24 protein-coding genes are annotated in these 24,705 nt (G+C 66.5%); 11 read left to right on the top strand and 13 right to left on the bottom strand.

Annotated features, from left to right (window positions below; genetic code table 11):
* Window positions 1-13: 13 nt before the first annotated feature.
* Window positions 14-1,798, bottom strand: a complete 1,785-nt coding sequence (locus tag ABZ195_RS00550; protein WP_355213884.1) for a serine/threonine-protein kinase PknD — start codon at window positions 1,796-1,798, stop codon at window positions 14-16.
* A 215-nt stretch (window positions 1,799-2,013) separates the two neighbouring features.
* On the opposite strand from ABZ195_RS00550, the gene ABZ195_RS00545 reads away from it, so the two are divergent.
* The 6 genes from ABZ195_RS00545 (at window position 2,014) to ABZ195_RS00520 (ending at window position 8,239) form a co-directional block, all read left to right on the top strand.
* Window positions 2,014-2,457 carry a hypothetical protein gene (locus ABZ195_RS00545; RefSeq protein WP_355213882.1) on the top strand — a complete coding sequence of 148 codons (444 nt, stop codon included), beginning with the start codon at window positions 2,014-2,016 and terminating at the stop codon, window positions 2,455-2,457.
* A gap of 207 nt (window positions 2,458-2,664) precedes the next feature.
* Window positions 2,665-3,462, top strand: coding sequence for an enoyl-CoA hydratase-related protein (locus ABZ195_RS00540; RefSeq protein ID WP_355213880.1), 798 nt, complete (start codon window positions 2,665-2,667; stop codon window positions 3,460-3,462).
* The gene (locus ABZ195_RS00535; protein ID WP_355213878.1) at window positions 3,459-4,994 is read left to right on the top strand and encodes a CoA-transferase; all 1,536 of its coding nucleotides are present in this window, start codon (window positions 3,459-3,461) and stop codon (window positions 4,992-4,994) included. The genes ABZ195_RS00540 and ABZ195_RS00535 overlap by 4 nt, the downstream gene beginning before the upstream one ends.
* A 58-nt stretch (window positions 4,995-5,052) precedes the next feature.
* The gene (locus tag ABZ195_RS00530) at window positions 5,053-6,429 is read left to right on the top strand and encodes an MFS transporter (protein ID WP_355213876.1); all 1,377 of its coding nucleotides are present in this window, start codon (window positions 5,053-5,055) and stop codon (window positions 6,427-6,429) included.
* Window positions 6,430-7,203 carry an SDR family oxidoreductase gene (locus tag ABZ195_RS00525; protein WP_355213874.1) on the top strand — a complete coding sequence of 258 codons (774 nt, stop codon included), beginning with the start codon at window positions 6,430-6,432 and terminating at the stop codon, window positions 7,201-7,203.
* A gap of 19 nt (window positions 7,204-7,222) precedes the next feature.
* Window positions 7,223-8,239, top strand: a complete 1,017-nt coding sequence (locus tag ABZ195_RS00520) for a LacI family DNA-binding transcriptional regulator (RefSeq protein WP_355213872.1) — start codon at window positions 7,223-7,225, stop codon at window positions 8,237-8,239.
* Window positions 8,240-8,248: 9 nt separating this feature from the next.
* Here the strand turns inward: ABZ195_RS00520 and ABZ195_RS00515 are convergent, their stop codons facing one another.
* Complete coding sequence (locus tag ABZ195_RS00515) at window positions 8,249-9,034, bottom strand: sugar phosphate isomerase/epimerase family protein (protein WP_355213870.1); 786 nt, start codon at window positions 9,032-9,034, stop codon at window positions 8,249-8,251.
* 23 nt (window positions 9,035-9,057) lie between these two features.
* Window positions 9,058-10,209, bottom strand: coding sequence for a DUF993 family protein (locus ABZ195_RS00510; protein WP_355213868.1), 1,152 nt, complete (start codon window positions 10,207-10,209; stop codon window positions 9,058-9,060).
* A 65-nt stretch (window positions 10,210-10,274) separates the two neighbouring features.
* Between ABZ195_RS00510 and ABZ195_RS00505 the strand changes: the two genes are divergently transcribed.
* Window positions 10,275-10,730: a MaoC/PaaZ C-terminal domain-containing protein gene (locus tag ABZ195_RS00505; protein WP_355213866.1), complete on the top strand. Its 456-nt coding sequence runs from the start codon at window positions 10,275-10,277 to the stop codon at window positions 10,728-10,730.
* A gap of 41 nt (window positions 10,731-10,771) precedes the next feature.
* On the opposite strand, the gene ABZ195_RS00500 is transcribed toward ABZ195_RS00505, so the two are convergent.
* The 3 genes from ABZ195_RS00500 to ABZ195_RS00490 form a co-directional block, all read right to left on the bottom strand.
* On the bottom strand, window positions 10,772-12,058 hold the full coding sequence (locus ABZ195_RS00500; RefSeq protein ID WP_355213864.1) for an MFS transporter: 1,287 nt from the start codon (window positions 12,056-12,058) through the stop codon (window positions 10,772-10,774).
* A gap of 45 nt (window positions 12,059-12,103) precedes the next feature.
* Window positions 12,104-13,504: a PP2C family protein-serine/threonine phosphatase gene (locus ABZ195_RS00495; protein WP_355213863.1), complete on the bottom strand. Its 1,401-nt coding sequence runs from the start codon at window positions 13,502-13,504 to the stop codon at window positions 12,104-12,106.
* A 188-nt stretch (window positions 13,505-13,692) separates the two neighbouring features.
* Entirely contained in the window at window positions 13,693-15,105 is a 1,413-nt protein-coding gene (locus ABZ195_RS00490) for an NCS2 family permease (RefSeq protein WP_355214884.1), read from the bottom strand.
* Between the two features lie 152 nt (window positions 15,106-15,257).
* Between ABZ195_RS00490 and ABZ195_RS00485 the strand changes: the two genes are divergently transcribed.
* A complete protein-coding gene (locus tag ABZ195_RS00485) occupies window positions 15,258-15,545 on the top strand; it encodes a hypothetical protein (protein WP_355213861.1) in 288 nt (95 codons plus the stop codon).
* Here ABZ195_RS00485 and ABZ195_RS00480 read toward each other — a convergent pair.
* Both ABZ195_RS00480 and ABZ195_RS00475 read right to left on the bottom strand, forming a co-directional pair.
* Entirely contained in the window at window positions 15,515-15,955 is a 441-nt protein-coding gene (locus tag ABZ195_RS00480; RefSeq protein ID WP_355213859.1) for a pyridoxamine 5'-phosphate oxidase family protein, read from the bottom strand. The genes ABZ195_RS00485 and ABZ195_RS00480 overlap by 31 nt on opposite strands.
* A 109-nt stretch (window positions 15,956-16,064) precedes the next feature.
* A complete protein-coding gene (locus ABZ195_RS00475) occupies window positions 16,065-17,012 on the bottom strand; it encodes a helix-turn-helix transcriptional regulator (RefSeq protein WP_355213857.1) in 948 nt (315 codons plus the stop codon).
* Window positions 17,013-17,170: 158 nt separating this feature from the next.
* Between ABZ195_RS00475 and ABZ195_RS00470 the strand changes: the two genes are divergently transcribed.
* From ABZ195_RS00470 to ABZ195_RS00460, 3 genes are read left to right on the top strand one after another with little or no spacing between them, the layout of a single operon-like run.
* Window positions 17,171-17,503, top strand: a complete 333-nt coding sequence (locus ABZ195_RS00470) for a carboxymuconolactone decarboxylase family protein (protein WP_355213855.1) — start codon at window positions 17,171-17,173, stop codon at window positions 17,501-17,503.
* Window positions 17,504-17,505: 2 nt separating this feature from the next.
* Window positions 17,506-18,492: an aldo/keto reductase gene (locus ABZ195_RS00465; protein ID WP_355213853.1), complete on the top strand. Its 987-nt coding sequence runs from the start codon at window positions 17,506-17,508 to the stop codon at window positions 18,490-18,492.
* A gap of 23 nt (window positions 18,493-18,515) precedes the next feature.
* Window positions 18,516-18,950, top strand: a complete 435-nt coding sequence (locus ABZ195_RS00460) for a cupin domain-containing protein (protein ID WP_355213851.1) — start codon at window positions 18,516-18,518, stop codon at window positions 18,948-18,950.
* Between the two features lie 10 nt (window positions 18,951-18,960).
* On the opposite strand, the gene ABZ195_RS00455 is transcribed toward ABZ195_RS00460, so the two are convergent.
* From ABZ195_RS00455 to ABZ195_RS00435, 5 genes are all read right to left on the bottom strand, one after another.
* The gene (locus ABZ195_RS00455; protein WP_355213849.1) at window positions 18,961-19,506 is read right to left on the bottom strand and encodes an LppA family lipoprotein; all 546 of its coding nucleotides are present in this window, start codon (window positions 19,504-19,506) and stop codon (window positions 18,961-18,963) included.
* A gap of 8 nt (window positions 19,507-19,514) precedes the next feature.
* Entirely contained in the window at window positions 19,515-21,341 is a 1,827-nt protein-coding gene (locus ABZ195_RS00450) for an alpha/beta hydrolase (RefSeq protein WP_355213847.1), read from the bottom strand.
* Window positions 21,341-21,640, bottom strand: a complete 300-nt coding sequence (locus tag ABZ195_RS00445; RefSeq protein ID WP_355213845.1) for a WXG100 family type VII secretion target — start codon at window positions 21,638-21,640, stop codon at window positions 21,341-21,343. Before ABZ195_RS00445 ends, ABZ195_RS00450 begins: the two co-directional genes overlap by 1 nt.
* 204 nt (window positions 21,641-21,844) lie before the next feature.
* Window positions 21,845-22,999 (bottom strand): SGNH/GDSL hydrolase family protein, encoded by a 1,155-nt coding sequence (locus ABZ195_RS00440; RefSeq protein WP_355213843.1) that lies wholly within the window; start codon window positions 22,997-22,999, stop codon window positions 21,845-21,847.
* Between the two features lie 173 nt (window positions 23,000-23,172).
* Window positions 23,173-24,660, bottom strand: a complete 1,488-nt coding sequence (locus ABZ195_RS00435) for an amino acid permease (RefSeq protein ID WP_355213841.1) — start codon at window positions 24,658-24,660, stop codon at window positions 23,173-23,175.
* Window positions 24,661-24,705 lie beyond the last annotated feature (45 nt).

Genomic DNA, 24,705 nt, shown 5'->3' with positions numbered 1-24,705 from the left:
GGCGGCACACGGCCTACGATGCCGGGAGCTTCAGCGCGCGCTCCGGGTCGTCGGTCACGTAGACGACCCCCGCTGAATCGACCGCGGCGCCGGTGGGAGCCTGAAGGCCGTTGAATGGCAACACTTCCTGACTCGACGAACCAGCCGGAAGCTTCACCACTCGTTGGGTTCCATGGTCGGTGACGTAGACGTCGCCGTGCGGGCCTACGGCCACACCGGAGGGACTGTCGAGATCGGTGAACGGCAGCACGTCTTGGATGCGTGACCCGGCCGCCAACCTCACCACCCGCTTGTTGCCGGGATCGCTGACGTAGACGGTTCCCGCGGAATCGACCGCCACTCCGTAGGGGTTGTCGAGCCCGGCAAAGGGCAGCACTTCTTGACTGGACGATCCGGCTGGCAGCATGACCACCCGGTTGGCTCGCCGGTCGGTGACGTAGACGGCACCCGCGGGGCCCACCGCCACGTTCTCGGGCGAGTCGAGATTGGTGAACGGCACCACCTGCTGAATCGACGAGCCAACCGGCAACTTCACCACTTGGCGGTTACCGGAATCGGCGACGTACACGCCGCCAACGGAATCCACCGCTACGCCAGTGGGTTTGACGAGACCGGTGAAGGGCAACGCCTCTTGGTCCGACGAGGCTGCCGACAGCTTCACCACGCGATCGTTGCCGAAGTCGGCGACGTAGACGTCACCTGCGGAATCCACTGCCACAGCGCCCGGGAGGTTGAGACCGGTGATCGGCAATACTCGCTGCGACGGTGCGGGCGTGGGAACCGGCGGTGCCGCAGCGGGAGTGGACGGCGATCGGCCACTCAGCCCGACCCCCAGTACGAGCGCGACGACGGCCACGACGGCAACTCCTCCCGCGGCGAGAGCGATCCTGGCCCGCCGACTGAATCGCCGGTTGCGCGCTCCGCGCGGGGACGTCTTCGGGAGAGGCGACGCGGCAACCGTTGCCGTTTGCGACGTCGTAGCGGCGATCGCGTTGCGGGCGGCGTTCGCGAACTCGACAGTCGTCTCGTGTCGGTCGTCGGGATTCTTCGCCATGCCCTTGGCGATTACCGCGTCGATCTGGACGGGCAGCTCGGGTCGGGCGGTCGAGGGCTTCGGCGGGGGGCTGTTGAGGTGCGCGGCGATGAGGCTTGGATAGTCGCTTCCTCGGAACGGCGGGGAGCCGGTCAAGCATTCGTAGAGGGTGCACGCCAGTGCGTAGACGTCGACGCGGCCGTCCTCGTCGTCCGAATTCGCTTGCAGCCGTTCCGGAGCCATGTAGCGGAGCGTTCCCGGAGCATAGCCGACCTCGGTCAGTCGGCTCTCGTCGACGGCACGTGCGATTCCGAAGTCGATGAGGTACGCGAAGTCGTCCGCGTCGACGAGAACGTTGGAGGGTTTGACGTCGCGGTGCACCAGTCCAGCTCGATGGGCGGCGTGCAACGCCTTGGCCACCTGCCCGACGATGCTCACCGCCCGCGCGGGCTGCATCGGTCCGCCGGCCATCACCAGTTCCAGGTCGCGGCCTTCGACCAGGCGCATGTCGACGTACAACCGCCCGTCGATCTCGCCGTAGTTGTGAATCGGGATGATGTGCGGGTCGTTGAGTCGGGCTGCGGCATCTGCCTCGCGACGAAAGCGCACCAGGTAGGTGCTGTCGTTGGCCAGATGCGGCGGCAGCAGCTTTATCGCAACCATGCGGTCGTTGGCCGCCGTGTCACGGGCGCGCCACACTTCACCCATGCCACCGCGCCCGAGCAACTCGACCAAGTGGTAACGACCGAATTGAGTTTCGTTCACGTCCGCCTCTCGCGCCTGTTGGAGACACTCTAGGCGCCGCCACGGTCGCCGAGTGGCCAGCACAGCAAAGCCGTCCCCCGATCGGGGGAACTCGACGTCATCTCGTCGCGCATCCGATCGCCGGACAGACGGTGCCATGGCGCTGCGGCACAGTAATGGCATCACCGGCACTAGCCGGAACACCGTCAAACACCCAGCAAGACAGGGGAAGCGCCATGAACACCACCACCACCTCGTACCTCGTGCGCCGCGTTGCGAGCGGAGCCGTCTTGGTCGCGGCGACCGCGCTGGTCAGCCTCGGCGTCCCAGCCGTCAGCCACGCCGACGCCGTGCCCGGCATGGGATGCGAGACCGTCCACTGGGGCTTCTTCGGCGGTGACCGCCGCCAGATCTGCGACGGCCCCCAGCAGGCGGACGGCTCGTGGCAGCGCACCCGCACGGTGTACACCCCGGCGAAGGTCTTGCCGCTTCGGTGCAACACCTACGGCGACGTCACCAGCAGCTACGGCCAGATGATCGGAAACCCCAGCATCAGTTGCACCGGTGGCTACCCCGTTCCCCAGACCACCTTGAACCAGGAGTCCTACGTGGTGACGCCCGCAACGGTCTTGCCCGACGAGCCCGGTTGGTTGTCGCCGGGCACCGACAACATCCTCTAGATCCCCCAGTTCGATTCCAGTGGTTCACGATCGGTGCGGCCGCCGCCCATCTCGCAGAACCTCGAGGGCTTGCCTGACGGCTAACTCACCAGCGTGCTGCGGCACCTGACTGAGTTGGCCAACCCTAGGTGCCTTGCCTAAGTTCGACGGTCGCTGTACCGTCGGTCACGGTGTAGGTAACCGGTTACCTCAGGCGGAGGGCAAGCGATGGCGGGACGCGTCGAATTCTCGACGAGCGGAGCAATTGGGGTGATCCGCCTGGTCAACCCGCCCTTGAACCCCCTCACCAATGCCATGCGGTCGACGCTTCACCAGGTCGCGCTCGCGGTCTCCGATCGGTCCGACATCCGCGCGGTCGTCCTGACCTCACACGGCGAGCAGTCGCTGTCGGTGGGCTCCGACATCAAGAGCTTCCCCGCGACCGCTGAGGCGGGACGCGAGGTGTCCGAGGCCGAACACGCCGCCTACGACGCCCTGGCGTCGATTCCGCAACCGACGGTCGCCGCGTTGCGTGGCCACACGCTCGGCGGCGGACTCGAACTCGCCCTCACCGCCGACATCCGAGTAGCCGAGGAATCCACCGTGCTCGGCCTGCCCGAAGTGAAGATTGGCGTCTTCGCCTCCGGCGGAGGCACTCAACGACTTCCTCGGCTCATCGGTGCGGCGCGTGCCAATCACCTGCTCCTACTTGGCGACAGCATCGACGCGAGGACCGCGGAGCAATGGGGACTCGTCACCGTCGTGGTGCCCGAGCGCGCCGCAGAGACCGAGGCCATTCGCATCGCCAAGCAACTCGCCGGCCTGCCGCAACTCGCCCTACGTGCCACCAAACACTGCGTCAGCACCGGCCTGCTTCACGGCAGGACGGCCGGGCGACGAGCCGAGATCACCTCGATTGCAGCGGTATACGACTCGGCAGACGCACGTGAGGGGGCCGCCGCGTTCATCGCGAAGCGTGCCCCAACGTTCACCCACCAGCTCGACATGGAAGGACCCATTCGATGAAAGTGGTCGACGCCGACGAAGCGGTGCGTTCGATTGACAGCCACGACACGTTGGTGATCGGCGGATCTGGCGGTGGCCACGCCGTGCCCGAGAGTCTGCTCCAAGCACTCGAACGGCGCTTCCTCGACGAAGGATCGCCCACCGATCTGACGACGGTGCACCCCGTCGGCATTGGTGACAAGTCGACCAAGGGTCTGCACCGACTTCGCCACCGAGGACTCCTCAAGCGCGTCGTGTGCGGCACCGTCGTCGATGCACCCGGCGTTGCAGAAGCTGCCAGCCGCAACGAGATCGAACTGTTCACTCTCCCGCAAGGATCGCTGTCGCAACTGATGCGCGAGTCCGCGGCGAAACGGCCTGGTCTGTTCACCGACGTCGGCGTCGGCACGTACGTGGACCCGCGGCATGGCGGTGGCCGTCAGGGCGCAGAGGCCGTCGACCCTCCTTCTGCGGCCATCGAGATCGACGGCCGTCCCCTGATCCACTACCGGCCGATCGCGCCGCAGGTTGCTCTGCTCAGAGGTACGACCTCCGACACGTTGGGCAACATCTCCATGGAGGGCGAGGCATACTTCGGCGAGATGCTGTCGATGGCCCAGGCGGTCTACAACAACGGTGGCATCGTCATCGTCCAGGTTGCGCAGGTGGTCGAAGAGCACACTCTCGCACCGAAATCAGTGAAGATTCCGCACTTCCTCGTGAATCTGGTCGTCGTCGACGAGCACCAGACCACCACCTACGAGTCGTCCAACAACACGGGTTACGCAGGCCAGGCGCGGGTCGCGGTCGACGAACTCGACCCACTGCCGAAGGGCCCCCGGGCGCTCATCGCCCGCCGAGCAGCCCAAGAACTGTTCGCGGGTGCGGTGTGCAACCTGGGTTCTGGCATCTCCACGGGTGTGTCGATCGCCGCGGCGGAGTCTGGCGTCCTGGACGGTGTCGTGCTGACCAACGAACAAGGCCTCGTCGGTGGTCTTCCCATGAGCGGACTCGACGCCGGGGCGGCCGTGAACTACGACGCGATGATCGATCAGCCCTACCAATTCGACTTCTACGACGGCGGTGGTCTCGACATCGCGTTCCTCTCCTTCGCCGAGGTCTCCCGCCACGGCGACGTGAACATCTCCCGTTTCGGCGGGCGCATCGTCGGCGTCGGAGGATTCGTCAACATCAGCCAGGGTGCGCGCACGGTCGTCTTCAGCGGAACGCTCACCGCCGGTGGTTTGCAGACGTCGTGGGACACGGCCGCGGGTGCGCTGTCAGTCGACGTCGAAGGTCGGGCACTGCGCTTCGTCGGGGAAGTCGAACAGGTCTGCTTCAGCGGTCCTCTCGCCGTCGAGCGAGGCCAACGAGTCGTCTTCATCACCGAGCGCGCGGTCTTCGAGGTCAACGACCGTGGCGAGCTCGAACTCGTCGAGGTTGCACCCGGCCTGGACGTCGAACGAGATGTGCTCGCGCTGGTCGGCTTCGACGTGTCCATCCCGCACGAACCCAAGGAGATGGATCGGTCACTGTTCGACCTTTCCTACTGAGATCAACTCGCCAACAACCGATTCCGTTATCCTCCCACTGACACCAAAGGATGCTGCAGTGCCTGAGACCCCGTCACCTTCAAGCCCGTCGACCAGCCCACCACCCGGGGTCGACGCCGTTCAAGAACGCCGGGTGCTGGTCGCCGGCACCGTCGGCTCCGTCGTCGAGTGGTACGACTTCGGCCTCTTCGGCGCCGCTTCGGCTCTCGTCATCGGCCCGCTGTTCTTCTCCAGCGACCTGTCGCAATCTGCGGCGACCCTGGCCGCCTTCGCGACGTTCGCCGTCGGATTCTTCGCGCGGCCCGTCGGTGGCATGCTCATCGCCAACTTCGGCGACAAACTGGGTCGCAAGCCGGCGCTGATCTTCACCCTGGTGCTGATGGGTGCGTCGACGTTCCTCATGGGCTGCCTGCCGACCTACGACCAGATCGGTCTCTGGGCGCCGGCCCTCCTCGTGTTCTTGCGGTTGCTCCAAGGCGCAGGTGCCGGGGCGGAACTGGCGGGCACCTTCACGATCATCTCCGAGACCATCCGTCCCAGCAGGCGCGCATTCGGCACCGCCGTTCCGAACGGTGCGACGGCCATCGGAACGGCGCTGGGCGTGGTGACGTTCCTCGGGGTCGCCCTCCTGCCCGGTGATGTCTTCCTGACATGGGGCTGGCGCCTTCCCTTCCTCTTCAGCGCGGTGATCCTCGTCGTGGCGGTGTTCATTCGCAACAAGGTGGAGGAGGCGCCCGAGTTCCTGGCGGCCAAGGCACGTGCCGAACGCAAGGCGGAGAAGCGAGTTCCGGTATTCGCGCTGCTGCGGGGTCACTGGCGCAGTGTGCTCGTCGGCTTCGGCGTGATGGTCGGGCACCAGGCGATGACCTACATCACCACGACGTTCGCGCTGAGTTACATCACGACGACGCTGGACATGCCCCGGAGCGTGGCGCTGACGGCGTCGTTGACGGCTTCTGTGATCGGCGCGGTGTTGTGCGCCTGCTTCGGACTCCTCGCCGACCGTATCGGGGTGTATCACCGCGTCATCGTCTTCGGAGCCGCGTACTGCCTACTGATGGCCTTTCCGATGTTCGCGCTGCTCGACACCCGCGTCCCGTCGTTGATCGGGCTGGCGTTGGTTCTGACGTACTCGGTGTCCTTCGGCGCGATGGGCGGCGCCCAAGGTGCCTTTCTGGTGGGACTCTTTCCCGCCGACGTCCGCTTCTCGGGTGTGGCACTGTGCCGTGAACTCTCCGGCACCCTGGTCGGTGGACCTGCTCCACTGGTGGCCGCCAGCCTGGTCATCGCAGCGGGCGGTTCACCATGGCCGGTGGCGATACTGCTAGCCGTCTGTTGCGCCGTCACCCTGGTGTCGCTGGCCATCGCCAGCGCACGGATCCGACGCGGTACGGCGCACGTCGAGCCCGACGTGTCCGTCGCCCGGGTCGTCTGAATGGCACCCGACGCCGACGCCGCGAGCCCGTTCCGACTGGACGACGACGTCGTCCTGATCACCGGCGCGACAGGCGGTCTCGGCTCTGCCCTGGCCCATGCGTTCGGTGCCGCTGGCGCCACCGTCGTCGTGCACCACCTCGATGACGAGCACCGGGCGAACTCCATCGTGCGGGATCTCACCGCCGCCGGAGGCGAGGCGATGTCGGTCGGCGGCGACGTCACCGACGAACCCACCGTCGATGCGATCTTCGCGGCGATCACCGAACGGTTCGGCTCGTGCACGACCCTGGTCAACAACGCCGGCGTGATGGACCGCCGCCGCTTCGTCGAGATGACGCTGAGCGAATGGAATCGGACCATCGACGCCGACCTGACCGGCCCGATGCTGATGGCGCAACGCTTCGCCCGCCAACCCGGCGCTCACGGTTCGATCATCAACGTCTCCTCACAGTTGGCGTTCAAGGGTGCTCACGAGTTCGTGTCCTACTCCGCGGCCAAGGCCGGGGTCGTGGGAATGACGCGGGCGCTGGCACGTGAACTTGGTCCACGAATCCGGGTCAACGCGATCGCGCCCGGCCCGGTGGTCACTCCGCTGATCGCCGACCTCGCGGACGACGACGAATGGGTCAGCGAACGCACCCGCGGATCAGTGACGAAGGAGTTGCACAGCCCGGAGGACATCGCCCCGACGGCCGTCTTCTTGGCCGCTCCCGCCGGACGCCTATTGCACGGGCAGACCCTGCACGTCAACGGTGGCGGCGTGATGGGGTGACCCGCCTAGGATCGTCACGGTGACCATCCGGCCCGCTGCCAAGAAGCCGACCGTCAGAGACGTGGCCGCCGCGGCCGAGGTCTCGGTCGCGACCGTGTCGCGGGTTCTCGCCGGGGCTCCCAAGACCGTCAGCGACAAGACCCAGCGCCGCGTATTGGAGGCCGCCGCACGCTTGGGCTACGAAGTGAACATCGCGGCGAAGTCACTGGCCACCGGTCGACACGGGAACATCGCGGTGCTGGTGCCCGATCTCGGCAACCAACACTTCACGAGCATCGTTCAGTCGGTGATCCACGCATCCAACGACATTGGCCATCACGTGTTCGTTGGAGACAGCTTGAACTCACCCGATCTAGAGGTGTCACTCGCCACCGAGATGCTGCTGCGTTCAGATGGGCTCATCCTCTGCAGCCCAAGGTGTTCTGACGAAGGCGGTCGCGCCATCTTCGACACCGGCAAGCCCGTCGTGACGGTCAACCGCCGGTTTCCGTGGGCGGGCCGAACGGCGTCCGTGCAAACCGACGCCGTCGACGCGACGACCCAGATCGTCGACACGTTGCTCGATCTCGGCCACCGCTCCTTTGGATTCGTGGTGGCGCAGAGCGGTTCGCAACAGGTGTCCAGGCGCTGGGAAGTGGTGGAGGGCCGAACCATCGCAGCAGGAGCGTCCGCGGTGCACGTTGCGCTGCCGGAACCACTGGGCGAGGTGACGGTCGAGGTTCGCGCTCTCGTCGAGCAGGGATGCACGGCACTGGTGTGCGCCAACGACGTGACGGCGGCTGCAGTCGTCTACGCGATTGCCGAGATGGGGCTGCGCGTCCCCGACGACGTCTCCGTCACCGGTTTCGACGACACTCCCCTGGCGCGATGGGTCACGCCTCGTCTCACCACCGCGCGCATGCACGAGGACCAACTCGGCCGCGCCGCCTGGGAGGCGATGACGCAGCTGTTGCTTCCCAATCCGGTGCGGGCCGACCGGATCTTCCACGCCGACGTGGTGTTTCGAGATTCCTCTGGCCCGGCACCTCACCGTTGACGACCCGATTCACAGGGCGGACACACCTCGCAGCATGGCGTCGACCACCACCTGCGGCGGCTGACCCGCCCAGCGGTCGCTGAGGACCTCGACCTCGACCAATCCCCCGAACCCTGCCGCACGGACCGCCGCCATGAAATGGCGTAGGTCGATCATCCCCTCTCCCGGCATACCCCGACTGCGCAGGTGGTGATCGATGGGCAGCGTCCAATCGCTGATCTGGACGGTGTGAATGCGGCCCGCGGCCCGCATGGCCTCTCGTGGATAGTCCACGTCCCAGAAGACGTGATAGGCGTCGATGGCCAATCCGACGCCACGGTCGGTCAGTGGGTCGACGAGGTCCACCGCTTCGGATAGGGACGTGATGACCGACCTGTCGGCGATCATCATCGGGTGCATCGGTTCCACCGCGAGCTTGACACCCGCCGTGGCGGCGTAGGCGGCGAGATCGTCGAGGCCGTCGGCGACCTGACGGCGCGCCTCGGTGAGGTCGGGGGTCGCGCCGGCGCCGCAGACGACCACCAGGCAGTCGGCGCCAAGAGCCTGGGCCTCGTCCACCGCCCGCACGTTGTCATCACGCGTCGCACGGGCCGCGCCGTCCGACGACTGCGGGAACATGCCGGCGCGACAAACCGAGGTCACCGCCAGGCCGGCGGATTCGATCAGACGCGATGCCTGGCGAACCCCGGTGTCGGCGTAGACGTGACGCCATAACCCGATGCCACCAAGGGAATTGGCTGCGGCAATGTCGATCAGACCTTCGAGGTTCAGGTTGGGTACGGTAGCCGAGTTCACGCTCACCGACGTGGCGTCCACGATCAGCCGACCCCGTGCGCAGCGAAGAAGGTTCGGAGCCGCACCTCCGTCAGCTCGGGGTCGGGGAAGTACGCCATGGCATTTGCGAGGTGAACCAGCTCGGCGAGATGCAGTAGATCGCGACCGGTCTCGAAGCCGCCCAGCATGCGTGAATGGTCTTGAGCACCGCTGAGATAGGCCAGCCATACGATGCCGACCTTGTAGTACTGAGTTGGAGTCGCGAACACGGCGCGGCTAAGCGGTTCGGTGGGCCCCAGGATGGTTCGGAACCCCGGTTCGTCACCCGCGTCGAGCCGGGCGAACGCCGCCGAGGCCCACGGCGCCAACGCCGCGAACGCACCCAGCAGGGCGTGGCTCGCCCCGGTGTGGTCCCCGGCAATCATGTCCGTGTAATTGAAGTCGTCACCGGTGAACACGGCCACCCCCCGAGGCAACCGTCTGCGCAGCTCGAGCTCGAAGGCCGGATCCAGCAGCGACACCTTGATGCCGGACACCTTGTCTCGATGCGTCTCGATCAGTTCGATCACCGTGTTCAAGGCCGCCGCCGGATCGGCGACACCCCAGTAGCCGGCGAGTGCCGGATCGAACACCTCGCCGAGCCAATGCAAGATCACCGGACTGCTGCACTGACTCAACAGTTCCCCGTACACGCGGTGGTAGTCGTCCGGGCCGTCGGCCGTCCGCGCCAAATGCCTGCTGGCCATCAGGACCGGCGTGCCGCCGTGATCGGTGACGAACCGCATCTGCTCCAGGTAGGCGTCGACGATCTCGGACAACGCCGGCGTCGACGCGGGGTGCAGCGCGTCGGTGTTGACGCCGACCACTGTCCCGGCGCCGCCGCGCGGGTCGTCGGCGAGAGTGCGCTTGGCGAGTTCCATTGCTTGGGCAGCGGACAGCCCCATGCCCCGTTGTGCGGTGTCCATGGATTCGGCCACCCCGAGACCGACGTCCCAAATGTCATGGCGCAAAGCAAGTGTCGCATCCCAGTCGATCTGGCCGTCGGCCGTGGAGGTTCGGAGCGGATCGGCGACGACGTGGCTGGCCGCGAAGACCATCCGACTGGTCGGCGGGAGTGCCGACACCTCGAGCCGTGGACGCGCCGCGATCCGGACCTCGATAAGCCCACCGTCTGAGGCGGGAAGTCTCACTGTCATTTGGCATCACCTTAGGTAACCGGTTACCTTGGACCATAACATCACTCTGCAGAGAGGGGAACGGGATGCTTCGGGAACCCGTGTCCTGGTCCGACCTGTCGATCGGACTCACGTTCAGCAGCCCGGGCCGGACGATCACCGAAACCGATGTCGTGACGTTCGCCGGCAATACTGCCGACTACTCGCCGATTCACGTCGACCACGAATTCGCCCGGGCGTCACAGTTCGGCGGCGTGATAGCCCATGGGCTGCTCGGTCTGTCCATCGCACACGGTCTGATGTTCGGCGGTGGATTGTTGGGGCACAATGCGATTGCCTTCCTCGGCATGTCGGATTGGAACTTTCGCGCGCCGATCATGCCCGGTGACACGATCCGCGTGGACTTCGAGGTTGCCGAGCTCCGACGCCGATCTAGCGTTCCCGACCAAGGCATCGTCACCTTCGCCGTGCGAGTCCTCAACCAGAGGGATCACGTCGTGCAGGAGGGCCGCAAGGCGTTGCTACTGCACGCTCCGACCTGATGAATGGCGCGTTCATGCCCACAGGTGCGAGCAGCCACGCATCACGGCTCCTCGACGATGTCGTGTCGATAGCGTCGTGCAGCAAGCGCATAACACCCGACGGCGATCAGCTGCATGGTCGGCACCAGGAGTAAGAGCGCACGGCCCAGGGCCTGCGACCCCAACTCGTCGGTGAGTGAATCGCTGATGACACCGGTCAGGAACGGCCCGGCCGCTCCCAGCGTCGCGTTGAAGAACAAGAAGATGGCCGACGCCGTCGCACGCTGCTCGGGCGACACCAGACGCTGGATGGCCGCGATCGACGGCGCGAGATACGCGATGCCGATGACGTAGGCCAGCGCCAGCAAGGCGACACACCACGTCCGGCTCTCGACGACGAACGCCAACACCGACGCCGGCAGCAGGGCGGCGATCAGGATGACCACGATCCACTGCAGCCAGCGGGGGTCACGAATCGCCAACCGGTCGGAGATCCGCCCCACGACGAGCAGCCCGACTACTCCGAGCACACCGGTAGCCAGGCCGTACTCGACGCCGACCTGCCCGAGGGACATGCCCCGGGTCCGCATCAGGAAGGCGGGCGCGAAGGTGGTCAGCGAGTAGCCGGCCGCCGACACGAGAGAAGTACCCGCCACCATGGCCAGGAAGCTGGGCTTGCGCAGCAGATCCCACCAGTGCAGCGTCGCCGAACGATCCCGCGGCGGCGGGGCGGGCAGTCGTTGACGGGTCCCGACCACCCAGAGAACCAGCGGTGCGAGCAGCACACTGATTGCACCCATCACGACGAAAGCTGCACGCCAGCCCAAGCTTTGGGCGAGCAGACCGCCACCGAGCAGACTGGCGGCACTGGCCAGCGGTATCGACATGGTGATGACCGCCAGCGGCGCGGACCGTCTCTCGGGGCGGAAGTTGCGCGCCACGTAGGCGTGCGCCGCCGGTGTGCTGCCCGCTTCCCCGACGGCGACACCGACTCGGGTCAGGGCGAGCTGCAGGCCGGACTGGACCGCGCCGCCCAGCATGGTCATCGAGCCCCACAGTGTCAGACAGCCGGCGACGACGGCACCGAACATGCCGCGATCGGCGACCCGTGCGATCACGATGCCCACCACGGCGTAGACGATGAGGAAGCCAAACCCGTTGATGACGCCAATTGCGGTGTCGGACAGTGCCAGATCGCGCTTGATCGGTTCCGCCAGCACGCCCGGCAGGAATCGGTCGACGTAGTTGAGGGTGCCGACGAAGGCGAGCACGGCGACGGCAGCCCAGGCGCGAGTGGGCCCGTGCGTGGTCACTGGATCGCGCCCATCGGTGTCCTGCAGCGTCGACATCGCTCTCCTCGTCAATCGATGCCGATCAGCGTTTCAGACGCCTCGTCAGTCGAGTGCGCCGAGGGCCAGAAGGGCGACGTCGTCGGACGGGGTCAGCTTGGGGACGAGGGTTCCAACGTCGGCGATGAGCGTGCTGACGTCCATGCACGCTCTCTCGGCGAGGAAGGCCGCCAGGCTTGTCTCGTCGAAGGCTTGGTCGCCACGGCGGGCCTCGACGATTCCGTCGGTGTAGAGCACGAGTGTCTGCCCGGGCCGCAGCCGTACCGAGCACGTGTGGAATTCCGCCTCTGCAAAGGCGCCCACGATCATCCCCGACGTGGGCCGCACCGGGTAGGCGGACATCTCCGCGGGATTCAAGAGCAGAGCCGGAAGGTGTCCGCCGGTGGCCAATGTGACCTGGAAGCCACCGTCGTCGTCACGCTGCACGGAGCCGAGGAGCACAGTGCACAGTCGTCGGTCGTGGACTTCGCGCAGCATCACCTCGTTGAGTTCGGAGAGGACGGCCACCAGGTCGCGGTGATGCAAGGCGGCAGATCGGAGCGTGTACCGGATCAGCGATGTGACCACTGCCGCCTCGACGCCGTGGCCCTCGACGTCGCCGATGAAGAATGCCCACCGGTCCTCGGCCAAGGCGAACACGTCGTAGAAGTCGCCGCCGACCTGGTGTGTGGACGCCGGGTAATAGTGCGCCGCCACCGCCATCCCGTCGATGCGGGGCAGTATCGGCGGCAGCAGCGTCCGTTGCAGAACCGAGGCGTATTGGGCCACTTCGTCTCGGTCGTCCTCGGCGATGTCACGATCTCGCTCGGCGTCGTCGCGATCGCGGAACGCGCGGTCACGGTCTCCCCACGCGTCGAGGCGTCCGAGCTCGGCCTCCCGACGGCTCGATCGCGCGTCGTCGCGATCGCGCCGCGCCTCGTCTCGCGCCGTCACCGCGCCGTCGAAGTCACGCCGCGCATCCTGACGGGCGTACTCCGCGGCGTCACCGCGACGTCGTTCGGCCCGCAGCGACTCTCGGCGCACCCGTCGCAGCTGAAGCTGCTCCATCACCACCGCGGCCACATCGTGCAGGCGGTCGAACTGACCGGTGCCCAGTGTGCGCGCCGTGGTGTCCATGACCGCGACCGTGCCCAGCACGTTGCCGCTGGCATCCTGGATGGGCGCACAGGCGTAGAACCGGATGTCGTACTTGCGGACGAACGGGTTGGACTGGACCCGGGGATCGTCCACCACGGCGGAGTACTCCCGAGGAATCTCACCGTCGACGACGGCACCGCACAGCCCTTGGTCACGCGGTACGTCCCCGGTGGGGGACAGACCGTGCACGCCGAGGAACCAATTGCGTCGATCGTCGACCAGCGAGACCGTCGCCATCGACGTTCCGTGAATTCCCGCTGCCAAGGCTGCAATTCGATGAAACACCCGAGAGTCGTCGGCGTCGGTCATCACGTACTGCTTGACCGCTTCGAGGCGGGCAGCCTCCCCGTCGACGGCGGGTCCCTGTGAAATGGCGTCACATCCTGCGTGGTGTCGGACGACATCGTCAGTCGGTGCCGCGAACGTCACTCGATGATTCCACCAGCGCGCGCGATCACGCAACGCCGCCCGGCGGGTCCGACACCACGCTCGCGGTCTCAGAGCCCAATCAGCCCCTCGAGCCACCCGCGCGCGAAGTAGACGACGAACCCCGCCGTCACGATCCACAGCAGCGGGCTGATCTCGCGGACCTTGCCGGTCGCCGACCGCGTGACGACCCAGGCGATGAATCCGATTCCGATGCCGTTGGCGATCGAATACGTGAACGGCATCGCTGCCACGGTGAGCACCACGGGCATGGCGACCGAGAACTCCGAGACGTCGATGTGCCGCAGCTGCGACACCATCATCACGCCCACGACGACCAACGCGGCGGCGGCCACCTCGGTCGGCACGATCGATGCCAGCGGCGAGATGAACATCGCCGCCAGGAACAGCACGCCGGTCACCACGTTGGCCAGGCCGGTTCGCGCACCCTCCTCGACTCCGGCGCCCGATTCGATGAAGACGGTGTTGGACGACGCCGACGTCGCACCGCCGACGGCCGCGCCCGCGCCCTCCACGATCAAAGACGCCTTCAGCCGCGGGAAGTTGCCCTTCTCGTCGGACAGCCCGGCCTCACGTGACAGCCCGGTCAGAGTTCCCATGGCGTCGAAGAAGTTCGCGAACACCAGGGTGAAGACGAGCATCACCGCGGCCAGCACGCCAATGCGGCTGAAGCTGTCGAGCGTGAACGCGCCGACCAGCGAGAGGTCCGGCAGCGCGAACGGTGAGCCCGAGAGCGTGGGCACTGACAGGCTCCACCCGCCCGGTCGGTCGACCGCGGAGCCCAGGTGCCAGATGGCCTCGATCACGACGGCGACCAACGTGCCCGCGACGAGACCAATCAGGATGCCGCCGCGCACCTTCCGAACCACCAGCACGCCGGTCAGCAGAAGGGTGAACACGAACACCAGGACGGGCACGGTGCTGATCGACCCGGCTCCACCGGTGCCCAACCCCACCGGTGGGGACGGCACGCCGGTGGCTCCGACGAATCCCGCGTCGACCAGGCCGATGAACAGGATGAACAACCCGATGCCCGCGGTGATCGCGAGCTTGAGTTCCATGGGCACGGCGTCGAACACCAGCCGGCGCAGTCCGGTCGCCGCGAGGATCACGATGATGACGCCGTTGATCACGACCAGGCCCATGGCCTCGGGCCAGGTGACCGAGCCGACCACGGTCGTCGCGAGGAACGAGTTGATGCCGAGGCCGGCCGCGAAGGCGAACGGCAGCCGCGCGATGAGGCCGAACAGGATCGTCATCACGCCTGCCGCCAACGACGTGGTGGCGGACACCTGCGCGAAGTCGAGACGATTACCGGCCACGTCCGGCGCGCTGGACAGGATGATCGGGTTCAGCACGATGATGTAGGCCATCGCGATGAACGTGACCAGTCCACCGCGAATCTCGGTGCCAATCGTCGACTGCCGCGCGGTGATCTCGAAGAAGCGATCGAGACGGTTCACGGATTCGTTGTCCTCCACGCCGACGACCTTAGAGTGGCCCGTCGATCTCGTCAGTACTTTGCCGGGCGGCTTTCGCCAGGCCTTCTCGACCGTGAGGACGACGTGGGTACGGTTCTTACTACCACCGAATGGTCGAGTTCACCCGGGGAGTCATGACCCAACAACCGCCCAACCCGCCGTCGCCGCCCCATGGTTCGGCGTGGGACGGAGAGCCCTATACGCATCCGCCCGGGCCTCCACCGCCCAGGCGTGGCGTCACCTTCACCCCCACGATGCTGATGATCGTCGCCGTGGTTGCCGCCGTGGTGATCGCCGCGATAGTGGGTCTCGTCATCGCGTCGAGCCACTCGTCGGAACGCGGCGGCTCGACGTCGCGGGCAGCAGACTCGCCGGTGGTGGTGAGAGTCGGCTACGTCTGGCCCGGCTTGGTCTCCGAGTAATCCCACGACCTCGTTCGGACGGGTGTCACGCGGATGTAGGCCGCACCTGGCCTAGGTTCGATGGGCCATTCGGACTCCGGTACGCCACGTGCGCGGGCACCCTGCCTCGCGAGCTCGAGCGCCTCGTCTGATTCGCGCACGATGCGGGCGTGACCTTGGAGCATGACTCCCCGGATGTCCGCCATGGTGGAGCCGTCTTCGAGCAAGATGCTCACGTTCGGGTTGGCTTCGACATTGGCGATCTTGTGCGTACCGTCCCGCACACCCATGACGACGTCGCGACCAAGGCGGAAGTATCCCAGGGGCACGCTGTGCGGAAATCCATCGCCGTCGATGGTGCTCAATATCGCCCAGCCCGGGCGGCTGTCGAGATACGCCTCGACTTCTTCGTCAGTGAGTTTGCGCGGCATACGGCAAGGTTACTGGATCTAGATCCCTGGCGAGCGTGACGATTCTGCGACGAGATACGCGATCAATTCATCAGCCGCGCAGCGTCTTTGGACGTCAAGCCCGAGGCCATCACCGTTGGTCGTGACCCGATGCGGTCCCGGGGGCGAGGACGTCGGACCCGTCAGTAGTCGGTCGAGCGCCAGTCGGTAGTTCCGGCGCCGTCGCGGCCCAGCTGGCGAGCATCTTCAACTTGTCATCGGCCTCGGTCCCCGATGCGGCGGTGTACCCGTTGAGCACCATCACGCCATCGCCGGAGGAACGGACGTCGAGGGAGTCGTAGTCCAGGTCGATCGGTCCGACGACGGGGTGGTTGAAGTGCTTGAGCCCGGTGGTGTGGTTTCGCACGTTGTGGGCACCCCATCGACTGCGGAAATCTTCACTGCGAGTGGCGAGTTCACCCACCAGATCGGTGAGGTCCTTGTCGTACGGGTCGCGACCGGCCTCGGTACGCAGCAGGGCGACGGTGGTGTCCATCGAACCCTGGAAGTCGGGGAAGAAGTCGGCAGCACGCTCGTCGAGGAAGTTGAATCGGGCGATGTTGGCCTTCCACGCAGGTTGGTCGAGGACTGGTGCGTAGAGCGCCCGGCCCAGGGCGTTGGTGGCGATGATGTCGAGCCGTCCGTTGCGGATGAACGCGGCTGCTTCGGTCATCGCGTCGAGGAATTGTTGCAGGCTGTCCGGCAGTTTCACGGGTGCCCGACGCCGCGGGGTACGCGCGGGCCTGGCGGCGCGTGCCAGGTGGAACAGATGCGCGGTCTCGGCGTCGTCGAGCAGCAGTGCCCGGGCGACCGCGGAGAGCACCTCGTCGGAAACGCCGCGGATGTGGCCCTTCTCCAGCCGGGTGTACCAGTCCGTGCTCACCCCGGCGAGCACGGCGACCTCTTCCCGGCGCAGACCTGGAACCCGGCGTTGAGTACCGCCGGCCGGCAGGCCGACCCGCTCGGGGGTGATTCGAGCCCGACGGGTGGCCAGAAAGTCCCGAATGTCGGCTCGATCGGGGGCACCGCTGGTGTTCACGATCTCGACGGTACGACGAACCACCCTGGGTGTGGGGGGTCGCGTTGGTCCCCCCTCTCATTCAACCTGTCGCACACGACTGATCGAGGGTTCTCTGGATCAGGTGATGTTCCAGAAAGCCACCGTCACCGCGTGACCAGACCCGACGAGGAGAACCGATGACCGACGTACAGAACTCCGGCTGGACCGGAGGGCAACGTGCCTTCGGCGACTTCGCGCCGGGCATGGTGCATTTCACCGACCGCGTGCTCTTCGACGAGGTGTGGGAACGACCCGACCTGTCAAAGCGGGATCGCAGCCTGATCACCGTCGCGGCGTTGACCGCCATGGGTAAGACAGAACAGCTCCAATTCCACCTCGGTTTCGCGCGCCAGAACGGGGTCACCGACGACGAACTTCAGGAAGCCCTGCTGCACCTGGCGTTCTACAGCGGCTGGCCGAATGGCATGGGCGCCACCACGGTGCTCAAGAAGGTCATCGAGGAGGACTGAACATGCACACCAGAACACTCGGCCAGGGCCTGGAGGTCTCCGCAGTCGGGATCGGCGCGATGGGCATGTCGCAGAGCTACGGCCCCAATCCCGGTACCCGCGATGACATGATCGGAGTGCTTCGCTCCGCTGTCGAGGAGGGCGTCACGTTCTTCGACACCGCGGAGGTCTACGGCCCCTTCGTCAACGAGGAGCTCGTCGGCGAGGCCCTGGAACCGCTCCGGGACGGGGTCGTGATCGCCACCAAGTTCGGTTGGGACATCCAGGCCGGTCACATGGCCGGGCTCGACAGCCGTCCTGAGCAGATCCGTCGTGTCGCGGAGGCGTCGCTGAAGCGACTGAGGACGGACGTGATCGACCTGTTGTACCAGCACCGCGTGGATCCGGCCGTGCCGATCGAGGATGTCGCTGGCACCGTCGGCGAGCTGGTCGCGGAGGGAAAGGTGAGGCACTTCGGCTTGTCCGAGGCGTCGGCCCTGACGATCCGTCGCGCACACGCCGTGCACCCGGTCACCGCCGTGCAGAGCGAGTATTCGCTGTGGACAAGGGATCCCGAGGCCGAGGTGCTGCCCACGCTGGCGGAGCTGGGAATCGGCTTCGTACCGTTCAGCCCCCTCGGCAAGGGGTTTCTCACCGGCACCGTCGATGCGTCGACGGACTTCACCGAGGGCGACATCCGCCGCCGGGTCCCGCGCTTCGAGGCGGACAACCTCGCCGCAAATCAGGCGCTGGTCGAGCACGTGAAGATACTCGCCGAGGCGAAGGGCGCGTCGACTGGGCAGATCGCCCTGGCATGGCTGCTCGCCCAACAGACGTGGATCGTGCCGATCCCCGGAACCCGCCGCACCGAACGCATCCGGGAGAACGCTTCTGCGACCGGGGTTGCGCTGTCCGCCGACGAGCGCGCCGACCTCGACGGCCTGGCTCGGCGCACCGGCGTTCGCGGGGACCGCTACAACGCCCAGCACATGACCTACGTCAATCGCTGATGGCAGCAGGAGGACGCCACGACATGCCTGACGACCAGTTCGACCAGACCTTTCCCCTCGGGGAACCCAATGACGCCTACGCCCAGTACTTCGTCGGCCAGAGTTACCTGGCCCCGCTCACCGACGGGTGCGTCCCGGTCAGCAACGTGAGCTTCGAGCCGGGCTGTCGCAACGACTGGCACATCCACCATGGCACCGGCGGTGGAGGCGACCAGATCCTGCTGTGCACGGCGGGCAGCGGCTGGTACCACGCCGAGGGTCAGGACCCCATCAGCATGGAGCCCGGCACCGCAATCCGCGTACCGGCCGGCACGAAGCACTGGCACGGCGCCAAGGCCGACTCCTGGTTCTCCCACCTCGCGTTCATCACCCCGGGCGAAGGCGTCGGCAACGAGTGGCTCGAACCCGTCACCGACGAGGTCTACGGCGAGCTGCCGAAGAACGGACTCGAGCTCTGATCAGCCTGGCTTACTTCACAGCCTTCGGCAACCGGCAACCGGTGTTGCCCGAGACGACCAGGTTGCCCTGATAGCCAATCTTGATGGAGATCCCCGCGGGGCCGTAGAAGCCGACGTCGTGATTCGACGGCCCGTCCTGCATGACCTGCATGTTGGTGGCGCCGATCTTCGCCGCCGATTCCCTTCCGGCGGTGAGGATCACCTGCCACTGTTGATCCGTGACGTCGGCGCCCGCGGTCAGATCGGGAAGGAAGACACTCTGGCCGTCGGTCTGATCGAATGGCGCGCCACAGCCGTTCGGTGTCTCGCCGTGTAGGGGTGACCATTGCAGCGTCGGGATCACGCGGGACGCGGCAGCGGTGATCTCATCCATGGCCCCCTGCACCTGCATCTTCGTATCCTCCAGTGAGGGAAGCGCTTTGAGCTGGTCGACTGCGTCGATCGAACTGGTCGCCGGAGTAGGCGAATCAGGCTGGTTCATGTGACATCCCGTCGCTAGCAGTGTAATTGCCATGGTTCCCAGGGTGATACGTCCGCGAACCTCGACCCGTGGCATCGGCAATCTCATTTCTGTCGGATCGCGTTGTCGGTGAGACCTGCAATGACCGCAGCGATGTTGTAGTTGGTGGTCCTGGGCACTCCGTCGTCCCCGAAGCGGGGGTAGTCGCTGTGCCCCGATGCACTGCCCAGCGCAAGAGTGCCGCCCCTACCGTCGGGCACCGAGGTCGCGCCGGTCTCGAGGTGCGTGAAGTTGGGATTGGTCGCCGGGTTGGGCCCAAAGGCACCGGCCCCCGTGGCGTCCATGCCGCCGACGACCGTCCCGAGCAGGGGACCCCACGGTCCAGGCAAGGCACCCAGACCGTGCAGCAGCAGCTTGCTGTCGTATACGTACTGGATGGGGTCGTCGGGGGTCTCCATGGTGAAGACGTGCCCGTCGGCTACGTGCAGCTGGCCCGCCGTGGTTGCCTCGATTCCAGGAGAGCCGTAGAAGATCGCATCCGTGACGCCATGACTCCCGGGCTCCTGCAGCGCGAGACCGGTGGTCAACGAGCCATAGGAGTGTCCGATCGCGGTGACCTGTGCCGGTGCGCCTTCGTGACTGGCCTGCAGGCCGTCGTAGAAGCGCGCCAGATCGTGGGCGCCGGCCTTGGCCATGTCGTCGTGGCTCACGCCCCACAGTCCCTCCGCTGAGCCGCCGACGTCATTCCAACCGGGGACTCGTGGTGCGTCGTAGCCCAGCCAAGCCACCGTGGCCACCGATTCGAGGGAGTGGTCGGGAGACAGGCTGAGCTGACGCAAGGATTCTCGCTGCAGGTTCGTGGCCTCCGTGGTCATGCTGCCGATGCTGGCGTGGACGTTGGTGTTCAATCCGCCTGTGGTGACCGAGATGTGGTCGGCGGTGTCTGGATTGCCGATGGCGACGGCGGCATGCACCTGGTCTCCGCCGCGCGTGTCGAGCTGCAGCAGTTTGCGGTTCGGATCGAGGCCGACCGACTTGTCGATCGCCTGGAGATCGGGCAGATTCTTGGCGCCCGCGGCGGCAGCGTCGTACTTCTGCTTCCATGCGGCGTAGGCCGCCTTGTTGGCCGCGAAGTTTCCGGGGGTCCGAATGTTCGGCTCGTGACCGGCAGCCCAGTCCGGGTGCTGTCTCGCGAGCGCGTCGAGTTGGGACTGCGCGGCCCTGGCCTGGGCGAGTTCATCACCGAGAACCTGCCGGTTGTAGTAGTCACGGTCGACCGCCGGCATGCCGTCACGATTGCCAATCGAGTGGTCACGCTGGTAGAGCGCGTCCTTCTCCTCGGGCGTGAGCCTGTCCCACAGGTCGTTGAACTGTCTCGGATCGTCGGGCAATGGCTTGGACAGCGCGTCGAGGACATCGGGACGTGTCTCCGCGCGTCCCTCGGCATCGCTTCCCGCGGAATTGAGCGCTCGGGCCAGGTCGGCGTCAGTGGCGTTGGCTTCGGCCAGGAGCTTGCGGATGCGGGTCTCGAGGTCGGCCTGTTGCAGCGCATACAGGGGATCGCCGACCAAGTCGGTCCTCAGCGGCGTCACCTCACCAGTCGCCGTGTCGATCGAGAAGCCCTCCCGCTTGGCGTCGGCGTCGACGTTCGCCAACGCCGCCTTGATCCGGTCGATGCCGTCGGCGGCGTCGTGCGTCGCCGATGACAGCTTGTTCATCTCTTCGCCATGCGCCGCCAGGTAGGCGCTGAGCTCGTCCAGGGAAGCGCGCGCGGCATCGCCCCCGGTGCCTTGCCAGGTGGCAATCAGCGGGAGCTTCGTCAAGCCGCTGCGGACGTCACCGGCGCTGGATCCACGCTTGGCGAGCGCGGATGAGACATCACGGACTGCGCCTGCATCCCAGCGCTGGACGTCGGCCAGAGTGAGAGGCATCAGAATTGGTCGTCGAGGTGCTCGGCGCTGTCGTCGTCGACGCTCGCGTAGCGCTGCGCGGCGCTGTGGAAGGCGACGCCGTGGGCGGCGATGTCGGTGGTGATCTTCGAGGTGGCTTCCTGCCACTCCGCGAACCTCGTCTGCAGCGCTGCGCCCGACGCGCCGACCCAGCCGGTCTGCGCCGCTTCGATGTCGTCGTTGGCCGCCGTGTGGGCGGCCGACAGTTCCGACCGGTGCATGTCCATGTGATCTGAGGACAAGTGCAGATCGACCGGGTCGACTGACAAGTCTTCTGGCACCGAAACACCTCCCGCACCTCGGCGAATCGCAGCGGCGACGCCCCTCTTCCCGTCCACGATAAACCGCCGTCAGCACCGGGGCGTGCACTCTTTTGCCGCAGCCTGGAGGGGGTACCGTCGAACATCGGGACCCCCTGGGGGCCATCACTCGCACGCGTGGCGCGCCGCCCAGCCGACCAGCAGGCCGCACGGGTGATGACCGACTCAGGAGCAGGCGCGATCGGCGATCGATTCCAGCGGAACGGCGTTGGCCATCGCCTGGTAACCGGCGAGGTTGAAGTGCAGATGATCGGAACCGTCGTATGCGGGATCGATCCGCGAGGGATCGGCGGGATCACGGACGGCGGCGTCGAAGTCGACCACGCCGTCCGCAGGGCTCTGCTCCCGGATCCAGGAGTTGACGGCCTGACGCACGGCCTCGCTGCCGGGCGGGGCGGAGCTGCCACCAGCCGGGGTGAGCGTGCCCTGCAGCACTCGCAGACCCTGGGCGTGCAGACGGTCGATCACGTCGCGGTACCCGCCGGTCAGCTCGTCGACGGTGACATTGGGAGACATCAGCAGGTCGTTGATTCCCTCGAGCCAAATCACCGTCGTGACGCCCCGTTGCGTTGACACATCGGCGTCGAGTCGCCGAATCACCGCCGCTCCCTGCACGTCTGGTTGGCCACCGACCGCCGAGTCCTGCAGCACTCGGTTGCCCGCAATACCAAGGTTGAGCACCGACAGCGGCCGACCCGCGGTGGCCAGCCGGCGGGCGAGGTCGTCGGGCCAGCGCCCGTCGGCATCGATACCCTCCAGCGTCTCCGGGGCCCCGGCCGGGACTGCCTGGTAGCCGTCGGTGATCGAGTCACCGAGGGCCGCGACCGCGCCGTCGGACAGTGGCGCCAGTACCTCGAGACCGCTGACGAATGGGCGACTGGTGGTGCGCTGGGTGAACGCGTCCCCGCCGACGTCGGCGGTGTGGTCGCCGGTGCCCTCGGGGGTGAGGTAGGACGTCTGCCGCGCAACGTCGTGCTCGGTCGGCATACCGACGTCGCCGGCCACGTGAAGGGTCACGGCCACCGACTCGAAGGCCTGGACCCCGAATTCGACGGGGTCGCTCAGGACATCCTGTCCGGTGGCCACGGTGACGCTCCGGTCGCCACCGAAGGACAACGGTGCGACGGTACCGGGAACCACCGCCGGGCCCGAGGCACGGCGAGCGACGGTGGCCCGTGCGAATGTCACCGGGATGGTGCCGAACCGGTTGGACAACCGGACCCGCGCGGTGGTGCCACCGAACGTCGGTGTGAGGACGGCCCGGATGGTTTCATCGCGCACCACTGACTTCGGGTTCATCGACAGGTCTTGACGATCCATGTCGTCAGTGCCACGAGAGGCATCGGACGGGGCGGCCGCCCACACCCCGAGCCAGCTCTGATCCGAACAGTTGGGCAGTGGATCGGCCGACGCTGTGCCGGGCGCCGCGAGTTGGGCGACGAGACCGGCTACGACGGCCGCCGTCAACAGCCGACCGCGTGTGCCGCATCGGATCACGGGGCAACGTCCGATGCCGACCCCGCGGAGTCGTCGACGCCCGGTTCGGTGTCGAGGATCTCGCGGTGGAGGAAGTACAAGTACGCGAAGTACACGCCGCCGGCGAGGATCAGGCCCACGACGATGAGCACCGGAATGGTGTTGTCCCCGGGCGTGACGAGTACGAACAGGACGAACGCCTCCCAGATCAGCGCGGCGACGGCGACCGGCATCTCGAAGCGCCCCAGGCTGAAGCCACCCTCCCTGTGCTCGAGCCCCTTTCGCACCGACAGATACAGGATCACGATGCCGGTGTAGATCATCGCGGGCAGGAGCGTCGACCCCACGATCAGCGGGATCAGCGCTTGACCCGGCAGGGCGAGCATCAAGACGACACCGACGGCGAGGATCAGTAGCGTGGCCGGGACTGGAGTCTGGGTCTTGGGATTGACCTTCTTCATCAGCCGGTGCGCCGGGAATCGTTGATCGCGCGCCATCGCGAAAACCTGCCGTGAGCACGCGGCGATGACGACCATGCCTGCACCGAACATCGCAAACACCAGACCCGCCAACAAGATTCGCTCCGCGACCGGTCCGAACTGGCCGCGGATGATTGCGGCGACCGGCGAACCGCTAGAGGTGACCGCCGGGATGTCCTTGATGGCAATGGTCAAGACGATCAGGAAGAGGAATCCGAGTACGCCCGCAGCGATCACCGAGGCGACGATCGCGCGGGGGACGCTCGTGAACGGATCCTTGGCCTCCTCGGCGAGGTTCGCCGCGGAGTCGAAGCCGACCAACGTGGTGAGACCCATGATCATGCCGGCCATCAATCCGCCGCCGATGGCGAAGTAGTTCGATGAGTCGGCGGTGACACCGCGTGAGGTGAGGTTGGCCAGATCGCCACTCCCGGTGAGCGACATGAACACCGCCAGCGCGATCACCAAGACGACGATGATCGCCAGTTCGATGCCCACCGCACTGGACGTGATCATTCCCAGCAGGCGCGTCGAAGCGATCACCAGCGCCGCCTGGACCACCAGTATGACCACCGTGATGATTCGTGCGGTGTCCTCGTTCTCCGCCATCCCGACGAGCGGCATGAACGCCTGGCTGGCGAGCGCATTGTCCAGAGCGACCACCGCGATCGCCAAGTACCAGAAGGTCAACCAGCCGAACAGCCAGCCGATCTTCGGATTGGCCAGCCTCGAGGCCCACTGGTACGACGATCCGCTGAGCGCGATGCGGGCGGCGAACTGCGCCACCACCAGTGCGACCAACGCCTGCCCGACCGCGGCGAGGATCCACAGCCAGATGCCGACCGGTCCGGAGCTGCTGAGGAGGTCGTCGTAGGTGGCGAAGATGCCGACGGCCACCGAGATGAACGCAAAGGAGACGGCGAAGACTTGAAAGCCGCCGAGAGTTCGTTTCAGTTCCGGTTCGGGATCGCGACCCCGACCGTCTTCGGGTGACGCGCTGGTGCCCGCCACGTTCTCTGCCGTCATCGACGTTCCGATCTTCTGTGGCTGGTCCTCAGGGGAGGTTAGAGC

The sequence above is a fragment of the Mycobacterium sp. NPDC006124 genome, from assembly GCF_040614235.1.
Taxonomy (GTDB): Bacteria; Actinomycetota; Actinomycetes; order Mycobacteriales; family Mycobacteriaceae; genus Mycobacterium.
Note: the sequence above shows the minus strand (reverse complement) of the source record. Positions and strands in the feature narration are given on the sequence as shown.